The organism is Bradyrhizobium sp. USDA 4506 (assembly GCF_054058795.1).
On record NZ_JBSSBM010000002.1, the window covers coordinates 3,288,598 to 3,309,990 of the forward strand.

General features: G+C 65.0%; 22 protein-coding genes. 10 read left to right on the forward strand and 12 right to left on the reverse strand.

All coding sequences use genetic code 11. The annotated features are described in order from the left end of the window. Positions 1 to 15: 15 nt before the first annotated feature. Complete coding sequence (locus tag ACVIHF_RS17700) at positions 16 to 417, reverse strand: RidA family protein (RefSeq protein ID WP_253608348.1); 402 nt, start codon at positions 415 to 417, stop codon at positions 16 to 18. A 249-nt stretch (positions 418 to 666) separates the two neighbouring features. Next, positions 667 to 1,533, reverse strand: a complete 867-nt coding sequence (locus ACVIHF_RS17705) for a cell envelope integrity EipB family protein (protein WP_253608347.1) — start codon at positions 1,531 to 1,533, stop codon at positions 667 to 669. Between the two features lie 264 nt (positions 1,534 to 1,797). Between ACVIHF_RS17705 and ACVIHF_RS17710 the strand changes: the two genes are divergently transcribed. The 4 genes from ACVIHF_RS17710 (at position 1,798) to ACVIHF_RS17725 (ending at position 4,916) form a co-directional block, all read left to right on the forward strand. Next, the gene (locus tag ACVIHF_RS17710; RefSeq protein ID WP_016845428.1) at positions 1,798 to 2,265 is read left to right on the forward strand and encodes a RidA family protein; all 468 of its coding nucleotides are present in this window, start codon (positions 1,798 to 1,800) and stop codon (positions 2,263 to 2,265) included. A gap of 3 nt (positions 2,266 to 2,268) precedes the next feature. Then, positions 2,269 to 3,021, forward strand: coding sequence for a glycerophosphodiester phosphodiesterase (locus ACVIHF_RS17715; RefSeq protein WP_253608346.1), 753 nt, complete (start codon positions 2,269 to 2,271; stop codon positions 3,019 to 3,021). Between the two features lie 165 nt (positions 3,022 to 3,186). After that, the gene (locus ACVIHF_RS17720; RefSeq protein ID WP_253608345.1) at positions 3,187 to 4,437 is read left to right on the forward strand and encodes a GNAT family N-acetyltransferase; all 1,251 of its coding nucleotides are present in this window, start codon (positions 3,187 to 3,189) and stop codon (positions 4,435 to 4,437) included. A gap of 53 nt (positions 4,438 to 4,490) precedes the next feature. Continuing rightward, entirely contained in the window at positions 4,491 to 4,916 is a 426-nt protein-coding gene (locus ACVIHF_RS17725) for an HIT family protein (protein WP_168857445.1), read from the forward strand. Positions 4,917 to 5,016: 100 nt separating this feature from the next. Here ACVIHF_RS17725 and tsaA read toward each other — a convergent pair whose 3' ends face one another. The 5 genes from tsaA to ACVIHF_RS17750 form a co-directional block, all read right to left on the reverse strand. Next, positions 5,017 to 5,508 carry a tRNA (N6-threonylcarbamoyladenosine(37)-N6)-methyltransferase TrmO gene (tsaA, locus tag ACVIHF_RS17730; protein WP_253608344.1) on the reverse strand — a complete coding sequence of 164 codons (492 nt, stop codon included), beginning with the start codon at positions 5,506 to 5,508 and terminating at the stop codon, positions 5,017 to 5,019. 3 nt (positions 5,509 to 5,511) lie between these two features. Beyond that, on the reverse strand, positions 5,512 to 6,492 hold the full coding sequence (locus ACVIHF_RS17735; protein ID WP_253608343.1) for a Bug family tripartite tricarboxylate transporter substrate binding protein: 981 nt from the start codon (positions 6,490 to 6,492) through the stop codon (positions 5,512 to 5,514). Between the two features lie 61 nt (positions 6,493 to 6,553). Next, positions 6,554 to 6,898, reverse strand: a complete 345-nt coding sequence (locus tag ACVIHF_RS17740; protein WP_092078229.1) for an AzlD domain-containing protein — start codon at positions 6,896 to 6,898, stop codon at positions 6,554 to 6,556. After that, a complete protein-coding gene (locus tag ACVIHF_RS17745; protein ID WP_253608342.1) occupies positions 6,895 to 7,647 on the reverse strand; it encodes an AzlC family ABC transporter permease in 753 nt (250 codons plus the stop codon). Before ACVIHF_RS17745 ends, ACVIHF_RS17740 begins: the two co-directional genes overlap by 4 nt. 193 nt (positions 7,648 to 7,840) lie before the next feature. Continuing rightward, positions 7,841 to 8,929 (reverse strand): lytic transglycosylase domain-containing protein, encoded by a 1,089-nt coding sequence (locus ACVIHF_RS17750; protein ID WP_253608341.1) that lies wholly within the window; start codon positions 8,927 to 8,929, stop codon positions 7,841 to 7,843. A 92-nt stretch (positions 8,930 to 9,021) separates the two neighbouring features. Here ACVIHF_RS17750 and ACVIHF_RS17755 point away from each other — a divergent pair, with 92 nt between their 5' ends. Next, positions 9,022 to 9,957 carry a glycine/sarcosine/betaine reductase selenoprotein B family protein gene (locus ACVIHF_RS17755; RefSeq protein ID WP_253608340.1) on the forward strand — a complete coding sequence of 312 codons (936 nt, stop codon included), beginning with the start codon at positions 9,022 to 9,024 and terminating at the stop codon, positions 9,955 to 9,957. A 32-nt stretch (positions 9,958 to 9,989) separates the two neighbouring features. Here the strand turns inward: ACVIHF_RS17755 and ACVIHF_RS17760 are convergent, their stop codons facing one another. Beyond that, entirely contained in the window at positions 9,990 to 11,042 is a 1,053-nt protein-coding gene (locus ACVIHF_RS17760) for a phenylacetaldoxime dehydratase family protein (RefSeq protein WP_253608339.1), read from the reverse strand. A gap of 87 nt (positions 11,043 to 11,129) precedes the next feature. After that, positions 11,130 to 12,140: a carbon-nitrogen hydrolase family protein gene (locus tag ACVIHF_RS17765; protein WP_253608338.1), complete on the reverse strand. Its 1,011-nt coding sequence runs from the start codon at positions 12,138 to 12,140 to the stop codon at positions 11,130 to 11,132. A gap of 207 nt (positions 12,141 to 12,347) precedes the next feature. On the opposite strand from ACVIHF_RS17765, the gene ACVIHF_RS17770 reads away from it, so the two are divergent. The 3 genes from ACVIHF_RS17770 (at position 12,348) to ACVIHF_RS17780 (ending at position 15,365) form a co-directional block, all read left to right on the forward strand. Continuing rightward, positions 12,348 to 13,304, forward strand: a complete 957-nt coding sequence (locus tag ACVIHF_RS17770; RefSeq protein ID WP_456792402.1) for an AraC-like ligand-binding domain-containing protein — start codon at positions 12,348 to 12,350, stop codon at positions 13,302 to 13,304. Positions 13,305 to 13,465: 161 nt separating this feature from the next. Then, positions 13,466 to 13,819 (forward strand): PilZ domain-containing protein, encoded by a 354-nt coding sequence (locus ACVIHF_RS17775; RefSeq protein ID WP_229160680.1) that lies wholly within the window; start codon positions 13,466 to 13,468, stop codon positions 13,817 to 13,819. 124 nt (positions 13,820 to 13,943) lie between these two features. Continuing rightward, complete coding sequence (locus tag ACVIHF_RS17780; protein WP_253608336.1) at positions 13,944 to 15,365, forward strand: MFS transporter; 1,422 nt, start codon at positions 13,944 to 13,946, stop codon at positions 15,363 to 15,365. An 83-nt stretch (positions 15,366 to 15,448) separates the two neighbouring features. Here the strand turns inward: ACVIHF_RS17780 and clpA are convergent, their stop codons facing one another. Together clpA and clpS are read right to left on the reverse strand one after the other, a co-directional pair. After that, positions 15,449 to 17,854, reverse strand: a complete 2,406-nt coding sequence (gene clpA / locus ACVIHF_RS17785) for an ATP-dependent Clp protease ATP-binding subunit ClpA (protein WP_253608335.1) — start codon at positions 17,852 to 17,854, stop codon at positions 15,449 to 15,451. A 259-nt stretch (positions 17,855 to 18,113) separates the two neighbouring features. Next, positions 18,114 to 18,446 carry an ATP-dependent Clp protease adapter ClpS gene (gene clpS, locus ACVIHF_RS17790; RefSeq protein WP_028336409.1) on the reverse strand — a complete coding sequence of 111 codons (333 nt, stop codon included), beginning with the start codon at positions 18,444 to 18,446 and terminating at the stop codon, positions 18,114 to 18,116. Here clpS and ACVIHF_RS17795 point away from each other — a divergent pair. Together ACVIHF_RS17795 and ACVIHF_RS17800 are read left to right on the forward strand one after the other, a co-directional pair. Beyond that, complete coding sequence (locus ACVIHF_RS17795) at positions 18,439 to 18,615, forward strand: hypothetical protein (protein WP_176936713.1); 177 nt, start codon at positions 18,439 to 18,441, stop codon at positions 18,613 to 18,615. The two genes, clpS and ACVIHF_RS17795, sit on opposite strands and share 8 nt — an antisense overlap. Before the next feature lie 344 nt (positions 18,616 to 18,959). After that, complete coding sequence (locus ACVIHF_RS17800) at positions 18,960 to 20,654, forward strand: TadE/TadG family type IV pilus assembly protein (RefSeq protein ID WP_253608334.1); 1,695 nt, start codon at positions 18,960 to 18,962, stop codon at positions 20,652 to 20,654. Positions 20,655 to 20,726: 72 nt separating this feature from the next. Here the strand turns inward: ACVIHF_RS17800 and ACVIHF_RS17805 are convergent, their stop codons facing one another. Then, the gene (locus tag ACVIHF_RS17805; protein ID WP_016844841.1) at positions 20,727 to 21,065 is read right to left on the reverse strand and encodes a phasin family protein; all 339 of its coding nucleotides are present in this window, start codon (positions 21,063 to 21,065) and stop codon (positions 20,727 to 20,729) included. Between the last annotated feature and the right edge of the window lie 328 nt (positions 21,066 to 21,393).

Consider the following 21,393-nt stretch of genomic DNA (forward strand, 5'->3'; position numbering starts at 1 on the left):
CGACTGCGCAGCCCTTCAATCCGTGACCGCAACCGCCTCGATCTCGATCAGCCATTCCGGCGCCGCGAGCGCGGTGACGCCGACCAGCGTAGAGGCCGGCGGCTGCATGCCCTCAAAGAACGCCGAACGTGCCTTGCCGATGATGGGACGGAGCTCCGGCTTGTAGCCGACGACGAAGGTCGTGATCTTGACGATATTGGAATAGCTGGCCCCGGCGGCCTTCAGCGCCATGCCGAGGTTCTGCATCACCTGCGTCGTCTGCGCGGCAAGATCGCCAGCGCCGACCACGCGGCCCTCCTCGTCGACCGACACCTGTCCCGAAATGTAGATCGTGCGCGCGCCGGAGGCGACGACGACGTGGGAGTAAGCCGGATTGTGATGCAGGCCGCTGGGGCGAAGATGGTCGAGCTTGCTCATGATGTGCCTCCCTGACACGCGTGTTTAGGGAAGCGTACTCGTGTCGGACGGCTACGGCCAGTGCGGTCTCGCGGGGGGCGCTTGCTCCGCTGTCGTCCCGGCGAAAGCCGGGACCCATAACCACCGAAGGTGATTGTTGTGCGACGCTGGGGCCACAGCCCCCTTCAACAACTCACCCCTGTGGTGATGGGTCCCGGGTCGCGCTTCGCTTGCCCGGGACGCCGCTGAGTGGGTGGCGATAGCCAGCCCTCACTTGCAGGGCTTGGAATCCCTGACGTCGAATTTGTCCAGCGCGCCCGAGATCACGAAATCGTTGTAGTCCAGTACCAGCGCGCGGGAGACGCCGTTCTCGTACAGCTCGAACGACATCGCGTAGACCGGCGTCTGCTCGCCGTCCTTCGCGCGCGCGTCGCTGTCGTAATAGCTCACCGTCACCGGCCAGCGCGTCATGGTCTTCATCGCATTGCTCGCCGTCGACGGATCGGGCGATGACGGCGCGCGGTCGCCTGCGATCGGCCGGCCGATCACGGTCAGCGTGTTGTAGATCTTCTCGCCGTTGTCGGAGCCGTCATAGACGGTCTGCTCGAGCACCGACTTGCCGTCGCGGGCGGCAGCGATGATGTGCTGGATCTGCTCGGTCGGGAACACGATCTTGCCGTCGATATTGAACGTCTTCTTCACCGGCTGGGTCAGCTTCACGGTGATATGATCGCCGACCCGCTCGGCGATGCCGTCGACCGGCGACGATTCGCTGTCGTTCATCCGCGTGTCGATCTTGAAGCGGTAGCTTTTGCCCGACGCGTCCTCCCAGGACGTGGAGCGAAGATCGGACAGCGTCACCTTGCCCTCGCCGCTGTCGAGCTCGGACACCTGGCGGAATTCGGAGGTATAGCCTTCGCAGGAGTTGCCGGAGAAATTGTAGAGGATGCGCCCGCGCGCATCGCTGACCGAGTTGGAGCCGCGCGACTTCACCAGGCTGAGGTCGTAGAGCGCCTGATGCGCGAGAAACGGCCCGCTTGCCGCAGCGACTGCGGACCCCTGAACCAGGCCGGATCCTGCGGCAACGGCGATCGCAAACACCAGGGCACGCGACGGAGTCCGGAACGGCAGGGTCATATGGTTTCCTCAAGGAGGCAGGGATTCGCCACAATAGTGACGGTGGTATTGCGCCGCAACTGGGGCAAGTCTGACAAAATGGCAATGTACGCAGCGAAAATGCCGTCATTTTCGGCAGCTTTCCGTGCGATTCGGCACCTCATGGCCGCGTTGTCCTCACCTTACCGTCGCTTGCAACCGGCGGCACGATGCGCGAAACAATCGAAACAAACTTGGCCCTGACCGCGTTTCAGGCTTCGTGCAATCCAATTGGGGGACCAAAAGATGGCGGGTACCGTCGAACAAAAACTGGCGTCACAGGGCATCACACTTCCGGAGCCGACCTCCCCGGTCGCAAACTATGTCCCCTTCGTCCGCAGCGGAAACCTGCTGTTCGTGTCGGGCCAGGTCTGCTTCAACGCCGAGGGCAAGCTGATCGCCAAGGGCAAGCTCGGCGCCGGCGTCACGCTCGAACAGGGCGCCGCTGCCGCGCGCGGCTGCGCAATCAACCTGCTGGCCCAGATCAAGGCCGCGCTCGGCGACCTCGATAAGGTCGTGCGCGTGGTGCGGCTCGGCGGCTTCATCAATTCGGCGCCCGACTTCTTCGACGGGCCGAAGGTACTGAACGGCGCTTCCGACCTGATGGTCGAAGCATTCGGCGACAAGGGCCGCCATGCCCGCACCACCGTCGGCGTCGCCTCGCTGCCCGCGGACGCCGCGGTCGAAGTCGAAGGCGTGTTCGAAGTCGCCTGATCGATGCGCGCTCCTGATTGGCTGACGAAACGGCCGGTCGCCCATCGCGGCCTGCATGATGCCGCGCGCGGTATCATCGAGAACATGCCGGCCGCGGCCACCGCCGCGGTCGCCGGCAACTTCGCCATCGAGTGCGATATCCAGCTCACCGCCGACGGCGAGGCCATGGTGCACCACGACGATGCGCTCGGCCGCCTCACCGAGGAGGCGGGCCTGCTGGCAACCAGGACCGCGGCCGAGCTGAAGGCCGTCAAGTTCAAGGACACCGCCGAGCAGATGATGACGCTCGGCGATCTCTGCGCGCTGGTCGCCGGCCGCGTGCCGCTGGTGGTCGAGGTGAAGAGCCATTTCGACGGCGACCGCAAGCTGGTGCGGCGGATGGCCGAGGTGCTGGCGTCGTATTCCGGCCCGGTGGTCGGCATGTCGTTCGATCCCGACCAGGTGCTGGCGCTGCGCGAGATCATGCCGAACCTGCCGCGCGGCATCACCGCCCAGCGCACCTATGACGACGGCCATTGGGACAAGCTGACGCCGGCGCAACGCGACAGCATGCTGTACCTGCGGCACGGCTTTACGACCGAGCCGCATTTCGTCGCCTATTGGGTCAACCAGCTGCCGGCGCCGGAGCCGTGGATCGCCCGCAACTTGTTCGGCTGTCCGCTGCTGGCCTGGACCGTGCGGACGGTGGAACAGCGCGAGCGCGCGGCGCGCTACGCCGACCAGATGATTTTCGAGGGGTTTGTGCCGGGAACCTGACATGTCCGAGACATGCCCTTGCAGTCTTGAACTCGTCGCTGCGACGCACGATGTTGGCGAGGGTTGGTCGTCATCGGCGATGGCGCAATGCGGGGCATGATCCGGAAGTGGAGCCAGCTGTTCCGGAAAGATCACGCTCAAACGAGGCACCGGTCTTCATTCTCGATGGCGTCTTCTGAAATCACCCTAGAGGCTGTAGCCGACATCGGCGGCATTCCGGCCGCCGAATGGGACGCCTGCGCCAATCCCAAGGCGGATGCGGACAGCATCCATCACCTCGACACGCTGGCCTCGCCCGGTTCCGCAAAGGATTGCCAGACCACCGCAAGTTCGAGCTATAACCCATTCGTTTCCCACGCCTTTTTTGCCGCCGCCGAAGCCTCCAAGTCGGCCTGCCCGCGGACCGGCTGGGGCCCGCGGCATCTGATCGCGAAGCTCGATGGCCGGATCGTCGGCGTCGTGCCCTGCTATCTGAAATCGCACTCGCAGGGCGAATACGTGTTCGATCGCGGCTGGGCCGAGGCCTACCACCGCGCCGGCGGCAGCTATTACCCGAAGCTTCAGGTGTCGGTCCCCTTCACGCCCGCGACCGGGCCGCGGCTGTTGATCCGCGACGGCGTCGACCGCGAGGTGATCGGCTCGGCGCTGGCGCGGGGCCTGCGGGCGCTCTGCAACGCCACCGAGGCGTCCTCCGTGCATGTGACGTTCGCCCGCGAGGACGAGGCCAGGTTCCTCGGCGCCCACGGTTTCCTGCAGCGGACCGACCAGCAGTTCCACTGGCACAATCAGGGCTACAAGACCTTCGACGACTTTCTCAGTTCGCTGAACTCCCGCCATCGCAAGGGCATCAAGCGCGAGCGCCGCGAGGCGGTCGCCGCCGGGATCACCATCCACTGGCTGACCGGCTCGGACATCACCGAGGACGCCTGGGATGCGTTCTTCGAGTTCTACATGGAGACCGGCTCGCGCAAATGGGGCCGGCCGTATCTGACCCGAGAATTCTTCTCGCTGATCGGCGAGACGATGAGCCGGGACGTGCTGCTGGTGATGGCCAAGCGCAACGGCCGCTGGATCGCCGGTGCGATCAACTTCATCGGCTCCGACGCGCTGTTCGGCCGCAACTGGGGCGCGATCGAGCACCACCCGTTCCTGCATTTCGAGGTCTGCTACTACCAGGCGATCGATTTCGCGGTTCAGCGCGGCCTCAAGGTGGTCGAGGCCGGCGCGCAGGGCGAGCACAAGCTGGCGCGCGGCTACCTGCCGCAGACCACCTATTCGGCGCATTTCATCGCCGACCCCGGACTGCGCCGGGCGATCGCCGATTACCTCAAGCGCGAGCGCGACTATGTCGCCGAGGTCGGCCGTGAGCTCGCCGAGGCCGGCCCGTTCCGCAAGACGGTCGACGACGACGCTTGACGTCTCCGCCGCCACCTAGGCAATAAAAGCAGCATCATCGAGGAGCCGCCACCATGCCCGCCGCCTACGACAGCAACAACATCTTCGCAAAGATCCTGCGCGGCGAGCTGCCCTGCTACAAGGTCTATGAAGACGAGCACGTGTTCGCCTTCCTCGACATCATGCCGCGCTCGCCGGGGCATACGCTCGTCATTCCGAAGGCCCCTGCCCGTAACATCCTCGACATCAAGCCCGACGACTACGCCCATGTCGCGCGCGCCTCGCACAAGATCGCCGCCGCCGCGATGAAGGCGTTCGAAGCCGACGGCATCACGGTGCAGCAATTCAACGAGCCCGCCGGTGGCCAGGTCGTATTCCATCTGCACATGCACGTCATGCCACGCAAGGACGGTGTCGCACTGCTGCCGCCTGCGAGCCACAAGGAAGATGGCAAGGTGCTGGAGGCGAGCGCGGCAAAGCTGAGCGCAGCGTTGAAGTAATCCCACCGCTGTCATTCCGGGGCGTGCGGAGCGCGAACCCGGAATCTCGAGATTCCGGGTTCGATGCTTCGCATCGCCCCGGAATGACGGTTGAGAGATTCTACTCCGTATCGAAGTCCCCGGCCTGCGGCGGGGCGAGCGGGGTGAACTCGCAACGGTCGGGCTTGACGTCGATCAGCGGCGTCTCGTCGAGGCAGTCGAGGCCGCGCACCAAAATGACGTTGCCCTCGACGCCGACCAGCTTGACGACCGAGGTGCCGATCGGATTGGGGCGCACCGGCGAGCGCAGCGAGAAAGTGCCGCGGGTGTTGCCGTTGTTCTTCGGGCTTTGCAGCACGATGTCGCGGCGCGACTGATGCAGCCAGTACAGCACCTCGAGATTTGAATAGAAATCGACGCCCTTGATCGCGGCGACCCAGGGCTCGAAAATCTCGAGCCGGCACACCGGGCCGTCATGCCGCCCCTGCCGCGGCGTCGCCAGCCGCGAGGTCCAGGGCGTGCGGATGCGGCCGATGAAGACGAGCCCGGCATCGCGCGCCGTCGGCATGTCGACGGCCACCTCGCCCTGGCGCAGTTCCATTTCACGTACCATGTGTCAATCCAGCGATATGTTCAGCGCCTTGACCACGCCCGCCCATCGCGCGCGATCGGTATTCACAAACTTGTCGATCTCGGCCTGGCTCTTCGCGCGCAGCGGCGGGAAACCGATCTTGAGCAGCGAAGCGCGGAACGCTTCGTCGTTCAAGGCCCGGTCGAGGCTCGCCTTGATCTTGTCGGCGATGTCGTCAGGCACCCTCGACGGCGCTGCGATACCATACCAGACGCTGACCGCATAATCGGGATAGCCGCTCTCGGCGATCGTCGGCAGATCGGGCAAATCGGGGATGCGCTCCGTCGAGCTGACGCCGAGCGGCCGCAGCAGGCCCGATTTGACCGGCGGCAGCGCGGTGCCGAGCGTGTCGAACATCAGCTGGATGTTGCCGGACAGCAGATCGGTCAGCGCGGGTCCTGCGCCCTTGTACGGCACGTGGGTCATCTCGACGCCGGCCATCTGCTTGAACATCTCGCCGGCGAGATGAACCGTGCCGCCGGTGCCCGCCGATCCGAAATTGAGTTTTCCGGGATTCTTCTTCGCGTAAGCGACGAACTCCGCGATCGTCCTCGCCGGCACCGACGGGTGCACCTCCATGATCATCGGCGCGTCCGTGATGACGGACAGCAGGTGAAAATCCCTGGCCGGATCGTAGGGCAGCTTCTTGTAGAGCATCGGATTGAGCACGAAGATCGAGGCGGCCGTCACGAACAGCGTGTAGCCGTCGGGATCGGAGCGCGCCACGGCCTCGGCGCCGATCGCGCCCTGCGCACCGGCCTTGTTCTCGACCACGACCACCTGCTTGAGATCGCGCCCGAGATATTCGCCGACGATGCGGCCGAGCACGTCGGTCGGCCCGCCCGCGGCATACGGCACCACGAGCTTGATCGGCCGCGTTGGATAATCCGCGGCACGCGCCGGCAGCGTCGCCGCCAGCAACGCCGTCAGAGCAACAATGATTAGCGATGATGCGCGCCGCTGCATGCCGTTTCCCCGTTGTCTTGTTCTTGGGGAGCGAGAGTAGCGGATAATGCGGACGCCGCAATCAGCCGAGCCAGTATTTGCCCGCGATCATGACGACTTCGCCTGCGATCACGCCGGCGAAGATCGATTTCCTCGCCAGCATGAACACGACAAAGCCGGCGGCGACGGCGCCGTAGCGCAGCCAGTCCGGCACGCTGGCGAGCGCGCCCGGCGGCTGCACCACGATCTGCGCGATGATACCGGCGAGGATCGCGGTGGCGACCGCCCTCACCCAGACCAAGAGCTCGGAGTTCTCGTCGATGCCGCCGCCGAACCACAGGCCGAGCATGCGCCAGATCTGGTTGGGGATGACGCCCGCGACGAACAGGATCGCGAGCGCGTGCCAGTCGCCGATGAAGGTACTCATGCGCGCGCCCCGACGATGCCCGCCCTCGCCCGGTGCACGGCATAGGCAATGGTGCCCGCGACGACCCCGCTGACCAGGATATCAACGCCGCTGTTCAGCATCGCCGCCAGCGGAAACAGCAATAGGCCGAGCGCCAGCGCGATGACGTCGGCGAGCTCGCGGCAGTTGCGCGCCGTGGAGAACAGGAAGGCGAGCGGCGTCAGCATCAGCATGCCGGCGGCCAGGAGCGGCGTGAGATTGGCCGCGAGCATGTACCCGATCGTGTTGGCGATCAGGCAGACGGTGACCAGCCCGCAGCCGAGCCCGTGGATGAAGGCGATCCGCCGGTTGCGCGGCACCTGCGGCAGGAAGCGGAAGCATTCGACCCACAGCGTGACGGCGGTGAGATGCGCCACCAGGATCAGATGCCGCCGCTTGGTCTGTTCGGTCCGCATCATCGGCAACACCGAGACCACCATCGGGAACAGGCGGATCGCGCTGACGGTGACCGCGATCGCCGATTGCAGCACGGTGGCGCCGGAGCCGAGTGTCGTGATCACGATGATCTGCGCAGGGCCAGCCCAGACGAACGCCGTGCTCGCCAGCGTCCAGCCCAGCGAGAAGCCGGAATCATGCGCCAGCGCGCCGATGCCGAGATAGGTCGCAAACAGCACCAGGGTCAGCACGGTCGCGCCGATCGACCGCGCGCCCCATAGGAAGGCGCGGAACGAGGTGTGCCATTGCGGAGAATCGAGCGGAGGAAGCGCCACGGGGAACCGGATGGTTTTGCAATCGCGGCGGCTTAGGGCGCTGACAACGCAGGGTCAAGCAAGAGACGGCACAGGGCGGGTATGCGCCTTGGTAGCCCGGATGAAGCGCCAGCGAAATCCGGGGCCGCTCTTGCAACCGGCGAGAGCTGTCCCGGATTGCGCTTCGCTTCATCCGGGCTACCGATCCACGCAATCACGCCCTGTTCTTCAGCACGAAGCACGCCCCGCCCGCCTTGCGGATGCGGTTGCACAGGCCGTCGGCCTCGGGGCGCGTGTCGGCGCCGATGCGCACCTGGTAGAAGGTCGCGCTGCCGCGGGTGCGAAGCCGTGAGCTCAGCAAACTCGGATCCTGATCGCCGATCACGTTGGCAAGGCGCTTGATGGCGCGGGCATACATCGCGAGCGCCTTGTCGCGGCTGAAGCCGGCGGCAAGCTGCACGCCCCAGACCTTGGCGGCCGACAGCGTGATGTGCTGCTCGAGCCCAGCGACGAACGGATTCGGCGCGCGCTTGAGCAGCGCCATCAGCTCGCGGCAGCTCGTGGTCGGCGCGCGCTGCGGCATCTTGCCGTTGCGCCCGGCAGCGGCCCAGTCGTCGACGCTGGAGCCGGTGATCGCGGAGACGTAATTGCGCGTCTCCTGCGGCATGTAGCCGGAGCCGGCGAGCCAATCCTGGATCCGGCGCGGGCCGGCATTGTAGGCCGCGGCCGCGAGGCCCAGATTGCCGAACTGGTTGCGCAGCTCACTGAGGAATTCGGCCGACTTCGGCAGCGCCTGCACCGGATTGAATGGATCGAGCAGCCCGCGCTCGTTCGCGGTGCCCGGCATGAATTGCGCGATGCCCTGCGCGCGCTGGCCGTTGCGGGTCATCGGACCAACCGCATCGGCCTGGAAGCGGCTCTCCTGCCAGATCACGCGCGCGAAGAATTCGAGCGGCAGATCGTTGGCCCGCGCCGCCGACTCGATCATCAGGCACATCGCCTCGCGGGTGTCGCTCTCGCGCGCATCGTCCGCGGGTTTGTCGGTCGCCGCCGCGGGCGTATCCGCCGGGGGCGCGGCAGGTTTCTCGGCCGATGGTGCGGCCTGCTCTCCCAGCGGTGGCGCAGGCGGCTCCGCCGGCGCGGCCGCGGGCTGCTCAGCGGGCTTGTCCGGGGGCGGCGCTGCCGGCTGCTCGGCGCCAGGCGGCGGCGCCGGGGCCGCGGCCGGAGCGTCCTCCGCGCCGACCCGGGCCGGCGGCACCAGCAGCACAAGCATGACCAATGCGGCGCAACGACCGGTTCGCATGGCAATTCTGTTCCCGTGCGGGCGCGGCTTGACACCGCAAGCTCGTGGTCTAGCTATGGACTGAAATGATGGCGCGCAAAAGGGAGCGCAAAATGGCCGCAGCATCCGACGATCAACTCGGCTTTGCCCCCGATGACGACGCCCCGATCGGCTATATGAAGCGAACCCGCGATTATTACGCGGCGATCGGCTACACCACCCCCTACCGCTGGGCGCATTACACCTCCGCCCCGTTCCAGCCCCTGAAGAAGCCGCTGAACCAGTCCCGGGTCGCCATCATCACGACCGCGGCGCCGTTCGATCCGGCACGGGGCGACCAGGGTCCCGGCGCGAAATACAACGGCGGGGCCAAGTTCTATGCGGTCTATGACGGCGACACGTCAAAGCAGCACGATCTGCGGATTTCGCACATCGCCTATGACCGCACCCACACCACGGCGACCGACAACGGCACCTGGTTCCCGCTGGCACAGCTGAAGCGCCTCGCCGCGGCCGGCACGATCGGCGACGTCGCGCCGCGCTTCTTCGGCGCCCCGACCAACCGCAGCCACCGCGTCACCATCGAGACCGACGCGCCCGAAATCCTCAAGCGTTGCCGTGACGACAAGGTCGACGCCGCGGTGCTGGTGCCGAACTGCCCGGTCTGCCACCAGACCGTCAGCCTGGTGGCGCGGCATCTCGAGGCCAACGGGATTTCCACGGTCGTGATGGGCTGCGCCAAGGATATCGTCGAGCATGCCGCGGTGCCGCGCTTCCTGTTCTCCGATTTCCCGCTCGGCAATTCCGCAGGCAAGCCGCAGGACGTCGCCTCGCAGGCGTTCACGCTGGAGCTGGCGCTGCGCGTGCTTGAGCAGGCGCCCGGTCCGCAGACCACCGTGCAGTCACCGCTGCGCTGGAGCGAGGATGCTTCCTGGAAGCGCGACTACAGCAACGCCGATGCGCTCAGCGCCGAGGAGCTGGCCCACCTGCGCCGCGAGTTCGACGCGCAGAAGGAAGTCGCCAAGGGCCTGCGCGAGCGCGTTGCGTAAGGTTCGGCGCTAGATACGAGCACTTTGCCAACTCAAGGTGTCGTCGCTCGGGCGACCTGTACGGCGGTGAGCATGCCGGTCCGTTCATGGCAGCCGAGATACTCGAAGAACTGCTCGTCGGCGCCTGCCACCGTGACCTCGTGATACAGCCTGAGCTTGGCGTTCGGCCCCAAGGTCGAGAGATACTTCATCGCCGCGCCAAAAATCCTGACATGGGTCGGGTGCGATTCCGCCCACCGCTCCAGCGCCGCGAGGCTCTTCCACCAGCTCTGGCCGTAGGATTTTTCGGTTGGCCTGCCCTCCGCATCGACAACGCGCATGTAGCGGTTGGCATAGCAGCCGATCGGCACGCCGTCGTCGCGCAGGAAATCCATGCCCTCACGCAACACCGGCTCGACATCGTCGAGATACATCTTGCGCTCCGATGCCTCGGTGTCGCTCCAGTCCTGTCCGGAGCGGATCAGGCAGAGATTGTCATGCGCGACCACACGGATGCGTGCGCCGTCGCGGATCACGCGCGGCTCGCCGCCCGGCGTCATCGCGTCGGTCTGCGACAGCGGGATACGGTCGCGCATACCGCCCCAATAGGCGTGCTCCTGCACCTCGCCGCTCATGCCGTCGGCAAGCACCGCGACGCCCTCCGGACGGCCGAGCGACGAGAACAGCGTCTCGTAGCGCGCAACATGCGGCCGCAGCACCTCGATGAAGCGGCCGACGCCCTCAGTGGCGCCGCCGCCGGTCCAGGCCTCGCGCGCGCCGTCGAACCAGGCGTCGAAGCGCCCGGCATCGTCCCAATAGGCGACCGAGACGACGTTGGTGAAGCCGGCCTGGTCGACATATTGCGCGCGGTCCCAATGCGTCGGGCCGTTCTCGCCGGCAAAGCGTTTTGCGATCGATGCCAGCGCCTCGTTCGCCGCCGCGCTCCGCTCACCGCGATATTGCACGCCGAAATAGGCCATGATCACGCGCGTGATCGCGGGCTTGTGGCGCGCAACGAAGGACGGATAAGGCGGCGCGTAATCGTCGGGCACACGCCGATGACGCGACCGGGCTGTCTGCAGATGAGAAGGAATGGCGGATTCCATGGCAGTCGCCTCCGGTTGGATGTCGCCCAAGGCATGATCCGGAAAAGTGCGAAGCGGTTTTCCGAAAAGATCATGCCCGTAGTCTGTTCAGCTCGCGGCCGCGTCGATCTCCTCAAGGCTGTCGAGCGGCAGCGCGAAATGCTCGACGCGCTTCGAAGGCTTCTTGTTCAGCAGCAGACGCGTGACATCGGGGCGCGAATAGTGCCCGGCCGGATCGGCGGCGTTCTTGGCGATCCCGATCGCGCCGAGATCGATATCGGCGAGCAGCAGGCCCTCCTGCTCGGGCGGCAGCTTCTCGGCGATCGCGCTGCCGTCCGGCCCGTAGATCGCGGCGTGTCCGCCGCCGACATGCAGCAGCGCGTGCTTGTCGTCGCGGTCGCACATCTCGTCGACCATCGCCTGCGAGACCGTGGCGCAGGGCGCCAGCACGAAGCATGAGCCCTCGACCGCATAGACCCGCGAGGCCGCGTTGTTGACCTCCCAGCCGAGCGCCGGCGCGAACGGATCGTACAGCGAGAAGCTCGGCCAGGCCGCGACATGGACCTGCTCGTTCTGGGCGTACATCGCGTATTTCGACAGCGGCTGCAGATGCTCCCAGCAGCACAGCGCGCCGAGCCGGCCGATGCCGGGACGGTCATGCACGGCAAGGTCGCTGCCGTCGCCCTCGCCATAGACGGTGCGCTCGGCATGGGTCGGCCGCAGCTTGCGCCGCTTCGCAATGGTCTCGCCGTCGGGCCCGATCAGCCATTGCGCGAGATAGAGGCTGCCGCCGTCGCGCTCGGACAGGCCGAGCACCGCGGTCATGCCGGCCTTCTTGACCGCGAGCCGAAGCTTCTCGGCCTGCGGGCTGTCGTAGCTCAGCGAGTTGTCGAAATAGCGCTGCACGAAACCGCGCCCGATCGCCCAGGCCGGCGAGTCCAGCCAGATGTACCAGGGATAGCCGGGGATGAACGCCTCGGGGAACGCGATCAGCTTCGCCCCTTTGGCGGCGGCCTCCTCGATCAGCGCGATGGACTTGGCGATGGAGGCGTCGAGGTCGAGCCAGGCTGGTGCGGCCTGCACCACCGCAACGCGGTATTTCGGATGTTCGATGCCCATGATGTCCTCCTCGCGGCCGACGCTTCCGGCCGGTTCGTGCTTGATCGGCCATGGCGGCCTCTGACATCATGCTGCCCCGGGACCGGGCACGCCGTTCGACCAGGACGGAAGGAAAATTCGACTGCGGAGGAGATTCCCCGGCCGTCCCCGGTATGAAGCTTGCTTTGTTTGCGTGGCCAGCGTTTGCACTCGTGAAGGGAGGAAATCATGCCGGCCCTGTTCACCACGGAAGACGCGCCCACCCATCGGCGCCTTGCGCTCTGGCAGGACATCGTCTGCGACGTGTTCGTGCAGCTCGACTGCAAGTCCGACCTCGGCACCGCCTTCCACGGCGCCATCACCAGCGCGCAGCTGGGCGCGGTGAAATGCTCGGTCGTCTCGTCGAGCCGGCAACGGGTGCTGCGTACCCCGTCGCGGATCGCTCGCGCCAGCGAGGATTTTGTTCTGTTCGCCTTCGGCCGGAGTGGCGCGGGCGCCGTGCTGCAGGACGGCCGCGAGACCGTGATCCAACCGGGCGAGTTCGCGTTCTACGACACCACCCGGCCCTATGAATTGCGCTTCAACGCCGACTTCACGCAAACCATCTTCCAGGTGCCGCGCGCCATGCTGCACCGGCGCTTCGCCGGCACCCAGGGCTTAACTGCGACCACGTTCACATCGGATCGTCCCGTGCAGCGGCTCGCCTGGCAGTTCATCGCGGGGCTCTCCGAGATCGCCGACAAGCTCGATCCTGACAACGCGATCCGCCTCGCCGACCAGGCCGCCGACCTGCTCGCGATGGCGATGAGCGAGCGGCTCGGCGGCGCCGCGCTGCCCGCCTCGACCCACCGCTCCGCGCTGCTCTACCGCCTGAAGGCGCATGTGCTCGCGCATCTGCCGAACGCCGAGCTCAACCTCACCGAGACCGCCGCAGCGCTCGGCATCTCGCCGCGCTACGTCAACAGCCTGCTGGCCGACGAGGACACCTCGTTCCAGCGCTTCGTGCTGGCGCAGCGGCTGGAGCGCTGCAAGCGCGACCTCGCCTCGCCGGCGCACGCGCATCGCCACATCGGCGAGATCGCATTCGCCTGGGGCTTTAACGATCTTTCGCATTTCGGCCGCGTGTTCCGCGACCATTACGGCCTGTCGCCGCGCGATTGGCGGCAAAGCCGGCTGCCGAACTAAAGCTTTTGAGGGAAGCCATAGGTCTCTTGCGGCGCAAAATAGCCGGGAATCCACGCCCTCACGGATGCAAATATTTACACTAACTGCAACGGGTTCCCCGGCGCCCTTCTTTTCGCTGGGGCGGACCGGTACAGTCGTGCCGTTCATTTGGAGGATTTCCCATGCAGGACCGGCGCCAGAACGTACGCGAGAAGGTGTTCTATGGTGCGGTTGCGGAGATCAATGGACGCGGCTCGACGATGGATTGCGTCGTCCGCAATATCAGCGAAGGCGGTGCCTGCGTTGAATTTAGCGATGCCGCGCACTTGCCCGAAGAGATGAATCTCAGCGTCGCACGCAAGGGCCGCTCGTTCCTGGCCCGCCTGATCTGGCGCCAGGCTAACAAGGTCGGCCTCGCCTTCCGGATCATGACCTCCGACACGCCGGTCAGCGATCTCGACGAGCGGGTCCGCCGCAGCGAGATCAAGAAGCGGCAGCTTCAGCGGCGCATCAATGAATTGCTCGGCCAGGGCTGAGCCGCCTCGGCTCGGAGCCCTCGTTCCAGTCGCGGCCGGCATCCGGCATTCGGGGTTGCAAAGGCCGGGCTAATCCAGCATGCGGTAACCCCCGCAACGCCGGAACCGAGAGCCACTCCACGACATGTCGTCCGCGATCATTGAGCATCCCGACGGGCTGCCGCAGCCGCAGCGCAATTGGGCCATTCTCACGATCGCGCTCGGCCTCGTGATGGCCGTCGTCGACGGCTCGATCGCCAACGTTGCGTTGCCGACCATTGCCCGGGATCTGAACGCTAGCCCCGCGTTCTCGATCTGGATCGTCAACGGCTATCAATTGGCGATCACGATCTCGCTGCTGCCGCTGGCCTCTCTCGGCGAAATCATCGGCTACCGCCGCGTCTATCTGGCGGGGCTGTTGCTGTTCACGCTGGCCTCGCTGTTCTGCGCGCTGTCGCACACCCTGCCGCTGCTGACGGTCGCCCGCATCCTGCAGGGGTTTGGCGCTGCAGGCATCCTCAGCGTCAACACCGCGCTGGTCCGCTTCATCTATCCGCATTCGCTGCTCGGCCGCGGCATCGGCGTCAACGCGCTGGTGGTCGCGATCTCGGCCGCGGTCGGCCCGACCATCGCCTCGTTCATCCTGGCGGTCGGGACCTGGCCGTATCTGTTCGCCATCAATGTCCCGCTCGGTATCGTCACGCTGGCGCTGGGCTGGCGCTTCCTGCCGCACACCAGGCCGGCGGTTCACGCCTTCGACTGGCAGAGCGCCGCGCTGAGCGCCATCGCGTTCGGGTTCGGCATCAGCGCGATCGACAGCGCCGGCCATGGCGGGTCGCTGTATCTCTGCGCATTGGAGTTCGCTGTCGCCGCGGTCGCCTCGCATTTGCTGTACCGGCGGCAGCAGCATCTGCCCTCGCCACTGCTGCCCGTCGACCTGCTGCGGATTCCGATCTTCGCACTCTCGATCGGCACCTCGATCGCCTCGTTCTGCGGCCAGATGCTGGCCTTTGTCGCGATGCCGTTCTATCTGGAAAACCATTTCGGATATTCGGCGGTTCAGATCGGCCTGTTGATCACGCCGTGGCCGATCGCGGTCGCGTTCGCGGCCCCGCTCGCGGGCTGGCTGGTGGAACGCTATCCGGCCGGCCTGCTCGGCGGCATCGGCCTGCTGCTGTTCGCGACGGGATTGGGCACGCTGGCCTTGATGCCGGCCAACGCGACGCCGATCGACGTGATCTGGCGCATGGCGCTCGCCGGCGCCGGCTTCGGCCTGTTCCAGACCCCGAATAACCGCACCATGATCGCCGCCGCTCCGCGCGAGCGCTCGGGCGGCGCCAGCGGCATGTTAGGGACCGCGCGCCTGCTCGGACAGACCATCGGCGCCGCTCTGGTGGCGCTGCTGCTGGCGCGCTATCCGGCTGACGGCACCCGGATCTCGCTGATGGTCGGCGTCGGCTTTGCCGTCGTGGGAGCTGCGCTCAGCACGCTCCGGCTGTCCTCCGCCGGCAGCCGCGGCGCCGACCGGGTGCGGGTCCAGGAGGGTCAGCGGCTGAAGGGCGAGTGAAGGCGCGGAGACGCGCCTCCCACCGCCAGAAACAAAAGGCCGGCTGTTCAGCCGGCCTTTTCGTTTGGTTGTTCGCTCGCGCCTCAGACCTTGACCATCGGCCCCTTTGAGGCCGGCCCCTTGGTGCCGCCTCCGCCGCCGTTGGGACCGCCCTTCGGCGGCTTGCGCTTGCGCGGCGGCAGGTTCTCGGGCTTCGGCGTGACCGGGCCCTCGACATATTCGAAGCCGATCTTGTCCTTGGCAGTCGCCTCGTCCTTGACCAGGATGACGCGGACGTGTCCGCCGCCCTTGAGCTGACCGAACAGCACCTCATCCGCGAGCGGCTTCTTGATGTGTTCCTGGATGATGCGCGCCATCGGACGTGCGCCCATCTGCTCGTCATAGCCGTGCTCGATCAGCCAGGCCTTTGCAGGCTCGGACAGCTCGATCGTGACGTCGCGGTCGGCGAGTTGCGCCTCGAGTTGCAGCACGAACTTCTCGACCACCATGCCGATCACCTCGGCATTGAGGTGCGCGAAGGAGACGATCGCATCCAGCCGGTTGCGGAACTCCGGCGCGAACTGGCGATTGATCGCCTCGTGATCGTCGCCTTCCCGCTTCGAGCGGGTGAAGCCGAAGGCCTGCCGCGCAAGATCGGCCGCGCCGGCATTCGTGGTCATGATCAGGATCACGTTGCGGAAGTTGACCTGCTTGCCGTTGTGGTCGGTGAGCCGGCCATGATCCATGATCTGCAGCAGCACGTTGTAGAGATCCGGGTGCGCCTTCTCGATTTCGTCGAGCAGCACGACGCAATGCGGATGCTGGTCCACGCCATCGGTGAGCAGGCCGCCCTGGTCGAAACCGACATAGCCGGGAGGTGCGCCGATCAGGCGCGACACGGTGTGCCGCTCCATGTATTCGGACATGTCGAAGCGCAGCAGCTCGACACCGAGCGACGCCGCCAGTTGCTTCGCCACCTCGGTCTTGCCGACGCCGGTCGGACCCGAGAACAAATAGCTGCCGATCGGCTTCTCCGGCTCGCGCAGGCCGGCTCGCGCCAGCTTGATCGACGCCGCCAGCGACTCGATCGCCTTGTCCTGACCGAACACCGTGCGCTTCAAGGTCTGCTCGAGATGCTTCAGCACCTCGGCATCGTCCTTCGACACGCTCTTCGGCGGGATCCGCGCCATGGTCGCGATCGTGGTCTCGATCTCCTTGATGCCGATCGTCTTCTTGCGCTTGCTCTCGGCGACCAGCATCTGCGCCGCGCCGGACTCGTCGATCACGTCGATCGCCTTGTCGGGCAGCTTGCGGTCGTGGATGTAGCGCGACGACAGCTGCACCGCCGCCTCGATCGCCTCATTGGTGTATTTCAGCCGATGGTAATCCTCGAAATAGGGCTTCAGGCCCTTGAGGATCGCGATTGCGTCTTCCACCGTCGGCTCGTTGACGTCGATCTTCTGGAAGCGCCGCACCAGCGCGCGGTCCTTCTCGAAGTGCTGACGGTATTCCTTGTAGGTGGTCGAGCCCATGCAGCGGATCGTGCCCGAAGCCAGCGCGGGCTTCAGCAGATTGGACGCATCCATCGCGCCGCCGGAGGTGGCGCCGGCGCCGATCACGGTGTGGATCTCGTCGATGAACAGGATAGCGTTCGGATGCGCCTCCAGCTCCTTCAGGACCTGCTTGAGCCGCTCCTCGAAATCGCCACGGTAGCGGGTGCCCGCAAGCAGCGTGCCCATGTCGAGCGAGAACACGGTCGCGGCCGCCAGCACTTCCGGCACATCGCTGTCGACGATGCGCTTGGCGAGGCCTTCGGCAATCGCGGTCTTGCCGACGCCGGCTTCGCCGACGAACAGCGGGTTGTTCTTCTGGCGGCGGCACAGCACCTGGATCGCACGGTTGATCTCGGCATTGCGGCCGATCACCGGATCGATCTTGCCGTCGCGCGCCTTCTTGTTGAGGTTGACGCAGTAGGTCTCGAGCGCCTCGCCCTTCTTCTTGGCGTCCTCGTTGCCCTTGGCCTCGGTTTCCTCGTCGACGCCGCGCACCGGTCGCGCCTCGGACACGCCGGGCCGCTTGGCGATGCCGTGGCTGATGTAGTTGACGGCGTCGTAGCGCGTCATGTCCTGCTCCTGCAGGAAGTACGCGGCATGGCTCTCGCGCTCGGCGAAGATCGCGATCAGGACGTTGGCGCCGGTCACTTCCTCGCGACCGGACGACTGGACATGAATCACTGCGCGCTGGATCACGCGCTGGAACCCGGCGGTCGGCTTCGCGTCATCGGCGCCGTCAGTCACCAGGTTTTCGAATTCGGTCTCGAGATAATTAACGAGGCTGGTCCTGAGCTTGTCGAGATCGACGCTGCAGGCCCGCATCACAGCCGCCGCATCCGAGTCATCGATCAGCGACAGCAGCAGATGTTCGAGCGTCGCGTATTGATGGTGGCGCTCGTTTGCGATCGCCAACGCACGGTGCAGCGATTGTTCAAGGCTTTGGGAAAAAGTTGGCATTCGCGTCCTCTATGGCCCCCTGCCATCATGATCGCCATTACCGGGTCAGGCAATAACAACCTTCGTGATCGCCTTTGATATAGTTACGACGGATCGTGGCGAAAGACCGGTCCCGCGATGATGGTTTTCTTCTAAATTCGGGGCATCGGGGCGTCGCGCGGCGACGCCCGTGATCGTACGGGAACGCCGTTCACCACCATCAAAAACCGCGATGCAAGACCCGTTCCGCGCCTCGCGGCGGGTCAGTCGTTCCAGCGACCTATTTCTTTTCCATCACGCACTGCAGTGGATGCTGGTGCTTGCGCGCGAAGTCCATGACTTGCGTCACCTTGGTCTCGGCGATCTCGTAGGTAAAAACGCCGCACTCGCCGATCCCGTGGTGATGAACGTGCAGCATGATCTTGGTCGCCGCCTCGGCGTCCTTGTTGAAGAATCGTTCCAGCACATGAACGACGAACTCCATCGGCGTGTAGTCGTCGTTCAGGATCAGGACGCGGTACAGGTTCGGCCGCTTGGTCTTCGGCTTGACCTTGGTGATGACCGAGGTCGACGGGCCGCTGCCCGCCCCATTGCGGTTGTCGTCATTGTTCATTTTCGGCGCCGGCGCGGCGGCCACCGCCGGCATCGACGAAACCGGCTCGGAAATCGGGACTGTCAACGTGGATCGCAACATGGCTCAGGCGTTCGAATTCCCCAAGGGAAGCCGGATGGCGGGAAACCGGATGGCAATTGGATGGTGGTCGCGATTGCCGCAAGACTGATCGCGGAACCCCCAGCAATGCTTTCCAGATTGCCGCTCCCGGTCCGATCCGGCGGCCGGATCGACTTCCCGAATATGGGCCTCGCGAGGCCCTGCCGCAAGCGCAGACCCGGCGCGGCCCACCGGTCCGATTCCCGGCGCGGCAACCCTCGAAGGTTAATCATTTCTGCCCGATTTGACAAAGGAGCCGGGCCGCCAATTTAGACGTCATTGAGGATAGCGAGCGCTTTTGCCCGGCTTTTGAGCCTCCCCCGCGCCACCCTGCCGGGTTTCCCGCGCCCGATTCACCATCTGTTTAGCGGCGCCGGTCGAGATGCCACCGCAATCCATTTCGACGAGAGTGCCATGCTTGGTTCAGCCATTTCCGATCGCGTCTGTGCGGTTGCTCGCCGGTTCTCCAGGGCAAATAACGGCAATGTCGCGGTGATCTTCACCTTCGCAATGCTGCCGCTCCTCGCTTTCGTGGGAGCCGCGATCGACTATACCCGCGCCAACAACGCCCGCTCCGCGATGCAGGCGGCGCTCGATTCGACCGCGCTGATGCTGTCCAAGGATCTGACCATGGGCAACATCACGGCCGCGGACATCCCGAGCAAGGCGCAGACCTATTTCACGGCGCTTTACACCAACAAGGACGGCCAGGGCATTTCCGTCACGGCCAACTATACCACCCCGACCTCTGGCGCGGCGGCCAACATTCTGCTGGGCGGATCCGGCCACATCAAATCCGATTTCATGCAGCTGGCCGGTTTTCCGACGCTGGGTTTCAAAAGCTCGACGACCACCACATGGGGCAACACCCGTATGCGTGTCGCGATGGTGCTCGATAACACCGGATCAATGGCCCAGAACGGCAAGATGGCAGCACTCCAATCCGCTGCCAAAAGCATGATCGATACGCTGTCGACGTACAACAAGCAGACCGGCGATGTTTATATTTCGATCATTCCGTTCTCGAAGGATGTGAATGTTGATCCGTCGAATCTGAACCAGTCTTGGTTGAATTGGACGGAGTGGGAGGGTGAGCCGCCGATTCTCAAGAACAACTATCCGAGCGGCTGGAACACGATCCAAGCAGGATCGGATTGCCCGTTCACGAACAAGACGCACGGCTTTACGTGCACGGACCGGCCAGCGACCGTGAGCGGTGCCCGAAGCACGAGCACAATCCCCTCGAGCGGCACGTATGCAGGTTACATCTGCCCCAGCATGGACAGCGGCAGAAAGCTACCCGGCAAGACCAGCATCTACTACAACGGGTGCTACACGACTGTTACCGTGCCGGGCACGACCGTGGCTTCCGGCTCCGGCGCAAGCTGCGGCTCGACCAGCAATTGCACCTGCTCCGGGAGCGGCAGCAGCAGAGTCTGCAGCACGCCGACGACGTATTCTCACCTCTGGCGCGGCGACGGTACCACCGCGACCGCGGCAGCCGCACCCAGCCACAGCACGTGGACCGGCTGCGTGAACGATCGCGATCAGGACTACGATACGAAGAATACGGGCCCCTCCTCCGGCAGCGGGACGCCGTCCACGCAGTTCTATGCCGAGCAGTTCGCGGATTGTCTTCCCGGCACGGTGACGCCAATGAGCAACCAGTGGAGCACGCTCAAAACCCAGATCGACAATATGTATCCAAGCGGCAACACCAATCAGGCGGTGGGGCTGGCGTGGGGATGGCTGTCGCTGAACACCGCAAACCCGCCGATCACGGCACCGCCGAAAGAGAGCAACTACGCATACAAGGACTATATCGTCCTGCTGTCCGACGGACTGAACACCCAAAACCGGTGGAGCACGACCCAGTCGGACATTGACACTCGGCAAGAGTTGCTGTGTTCGAACGTCAAGGCCGATCCGACCAGCAGCATCACAATCTTCACGATTCAGGTGAACATCAACAACGCGGACCCGAAATCGCAGGTGCTGCAGGATTGCGCGACCGACGGCAACTTCCAGATGATCACGTCAGCCGGTCAGACGGCTGACGCCTTTCAGAATATTCTCACGCAGATCTCGAAGCTGCGGCTGGCCAAATAGTCGCCCACCTCAGGCACAACAAAAAAGCCCGGCCAAACGGCCGGGCTTTTCGCTTGTCTTGGTCCGCTGCGCTTACTGAGCGGCGGGCGCGAACTTGGAGACCAGGCCCTCATAGGGCTTGAAGGTCTGCTTGGCGCAGTCGCTGTACAGCCCGGCGATCTTCTGCGATTCCGCAACGAAGGTCTCGTAGGACGAGCGCAGGTACTCGGTCTGCGCCTCGAGCGCCTTGTCCAGCGACTTCACGCCCGACAGCTTCTCGACGAACGACTTGGTGTCCTCAAAGGACTTCTTGGCATAGTCGCCATAGGCGGTAGCGATGGCCTGAACGCCGCTCTGCAGGTTGTTCGCCGACGCGGTGACCGACTCGAAATGCTCTTTGCCGTAGTTCTGAATGTCTTCGATCTTGACCATGGATGGAATTCCTTTTCCCAGACTTGAAGGCGCAAATTCCCATTGCCGGGAAGCTCCCGGCCCCCTGACGCCGATAGCCATATCGCATCGCACAATAGAGTCAATGAATATTGTGCATCGCACAATCACACAGCCCCGAATCTCCGGCATTCGCGATAAACCCCGGGGGACTACGCAACGGTTGCTTAATCTTTTGGAAACTCGGTCCGCCTAACCTGATTCCCGGACTTTGTTCGCCTTCCGACAGACAGCCTCGAAAGCTGTTTGTGAACAACACCTTAGCTAGAAGAGCGACCTGAGCCGCCACGTGGGCCGATGGTTCTGCCCG

Excerpts from the sequence above, each read along its gene's own strand:
- ACVIHF_RS17700 (WP_253608348.1), bottom strand. The coding sequence starts at position 417 with ATGAGCAAGCTCGACCATCTTCGCCCCAGCGGCCTGCATCACAATCCG.
- ACVIHF_RS17705 (WP_253608347.1), bottom strand. The coding sequence starts at position 1,533 with ATGACCCTGCCGTTCCGGACTCCGTCGCGTGCCCTGGTGTTTGCGATC.
- ACVIHF_RS17710 (WP_016845428.1), top strand. The coding sequence starts at position 1,798 with ATGGCGGGTACCGTCGAACAAAAACTGGCGTCACAGGGCATCACACTT.
- ACVIHF_RS17715 (WP_253608346.1), top strand. The coding sequence starts at position 2,269 with ATGCGCGCTCCTGATTGGCTGACGAAACGGCCGGTCGCCCATCGCGGC.
- ACVIHF_RS17720 (WP_253608345.1), top strand. The coding sequence starts at position 3,187 with ATGGCGTCTTCTGAAATCACCCTAGAGGCTGTAGCCGACATCGGCGGC.
- ACVIHF_RS17725 (WP_168857445.1), top strand. The coding sequence starts at position 4,491 with ATGCCCGCCGCCTACGACAGCAACAACATCTTCGCAAAGATCCTGCGC.
- tsaA (WP_253608344.1), bottom strand. The coding sequence starts at position 5,508 with ATGGTACGTGAAATGGAACTGCGCCAGGGCGAGGTGGCCGTCGACATG.
- ACVIHF_RS17735 (WP_253608343.1), bottom strand. The coding sequence starts at position 6,492 with ATGCAGCGGCGCGCATCATCGCTAATCATTGTTGCTCTGACGGCGTTG.
- ACVIHF_RS17740 (WP_092078229.1), bottom strand. The coding sequence starts at position 6,898 with ATGAGTACCTTCATCGGCGACTGGCACGCGCTCGCGATCCTGTTCGTC.
- ACVIHF_RS17750 (WP_253608341.1), bottom strand. The coding sequence starts at position 8,929 with ATGCGAACCGGTCGTTGCGCCGCATTGGTCATGCTTGTGCTGCTGGTG.
- ACVIHF_RS17755 (WP_253608340.1), top strand. The coding sequence starts at position 9,022 with ATGGCCGCAGCATCCGACGATCAACTCGGCTTTGCCCCCGATGACGAC.
- ACVIHF_RS17760 (WP_253608339.1), bottom strand. The coding sequence starts at position 11,042 with ATGGAATCCGCCATTCCTTCTCATCTGCAGACAGCCCGGTCGCGTCAT.
- ACVIHF_RS17765 (WP_253608338.1), bottom strand. The coding sequence starts at position 12,140 with ATGGGCATCGAACATCCGAAATACCGCGTTGCGGTGGTGCAGGCCGCA.
- ACVIHF_RS17770 (WP_456792402.1), top strand. The coding sequence starts at position 12,348 with ATGCCGGCCCTGTTCACCACGGAAGACGCGCCCACCCATCGGCGCCTT.
- ACVIHF_RS17775 (WP_229160680.1), top strand. The coding sequence starts at position 13,466 with ATGCAGGACCGGCGCCAGAACGTACGCGAGAAGGTGTTCTATGGTGCG.
- ACVIHF_RS17780 (WP_253608336.1), top strand. The coding sequence starts at position 13,944 with ATGTCGTCCGCGATCATTGAGCATCCCGACGGGCTGCCGCAGCCGCAG.
- clpA (WP_253608335.1), bottom strand. The coding sequence starts at position 17,854 with ATGCCAACTTTTTCCCAAAGCCTTGAACAATCGCTGCACCGTGCGTTG.
- clpS (WP_028336409.1), bottom strand. The coding sequence starts at position 18,446 with ATGAACAATGACGACAACCGCAATGGGGCGGGCAGCGGCCCGTCGACC.
- ACVIHF_RS17800 (WP_253608334.1), top strand. The coding sequence starts at position 18,960 with ATGCTTGGTTCAGCCATTTCCGATCGCGTCTGTGCGGTTGCTCGCCGG.
- ACVIHF_RS17805 (WP_016844841.1), bottom strand. The coding sequence starts at position 21,065 with ATGGTCAAGATCGAAGACATTCAGAACTACGGCAAAGAGCATTTCGAG.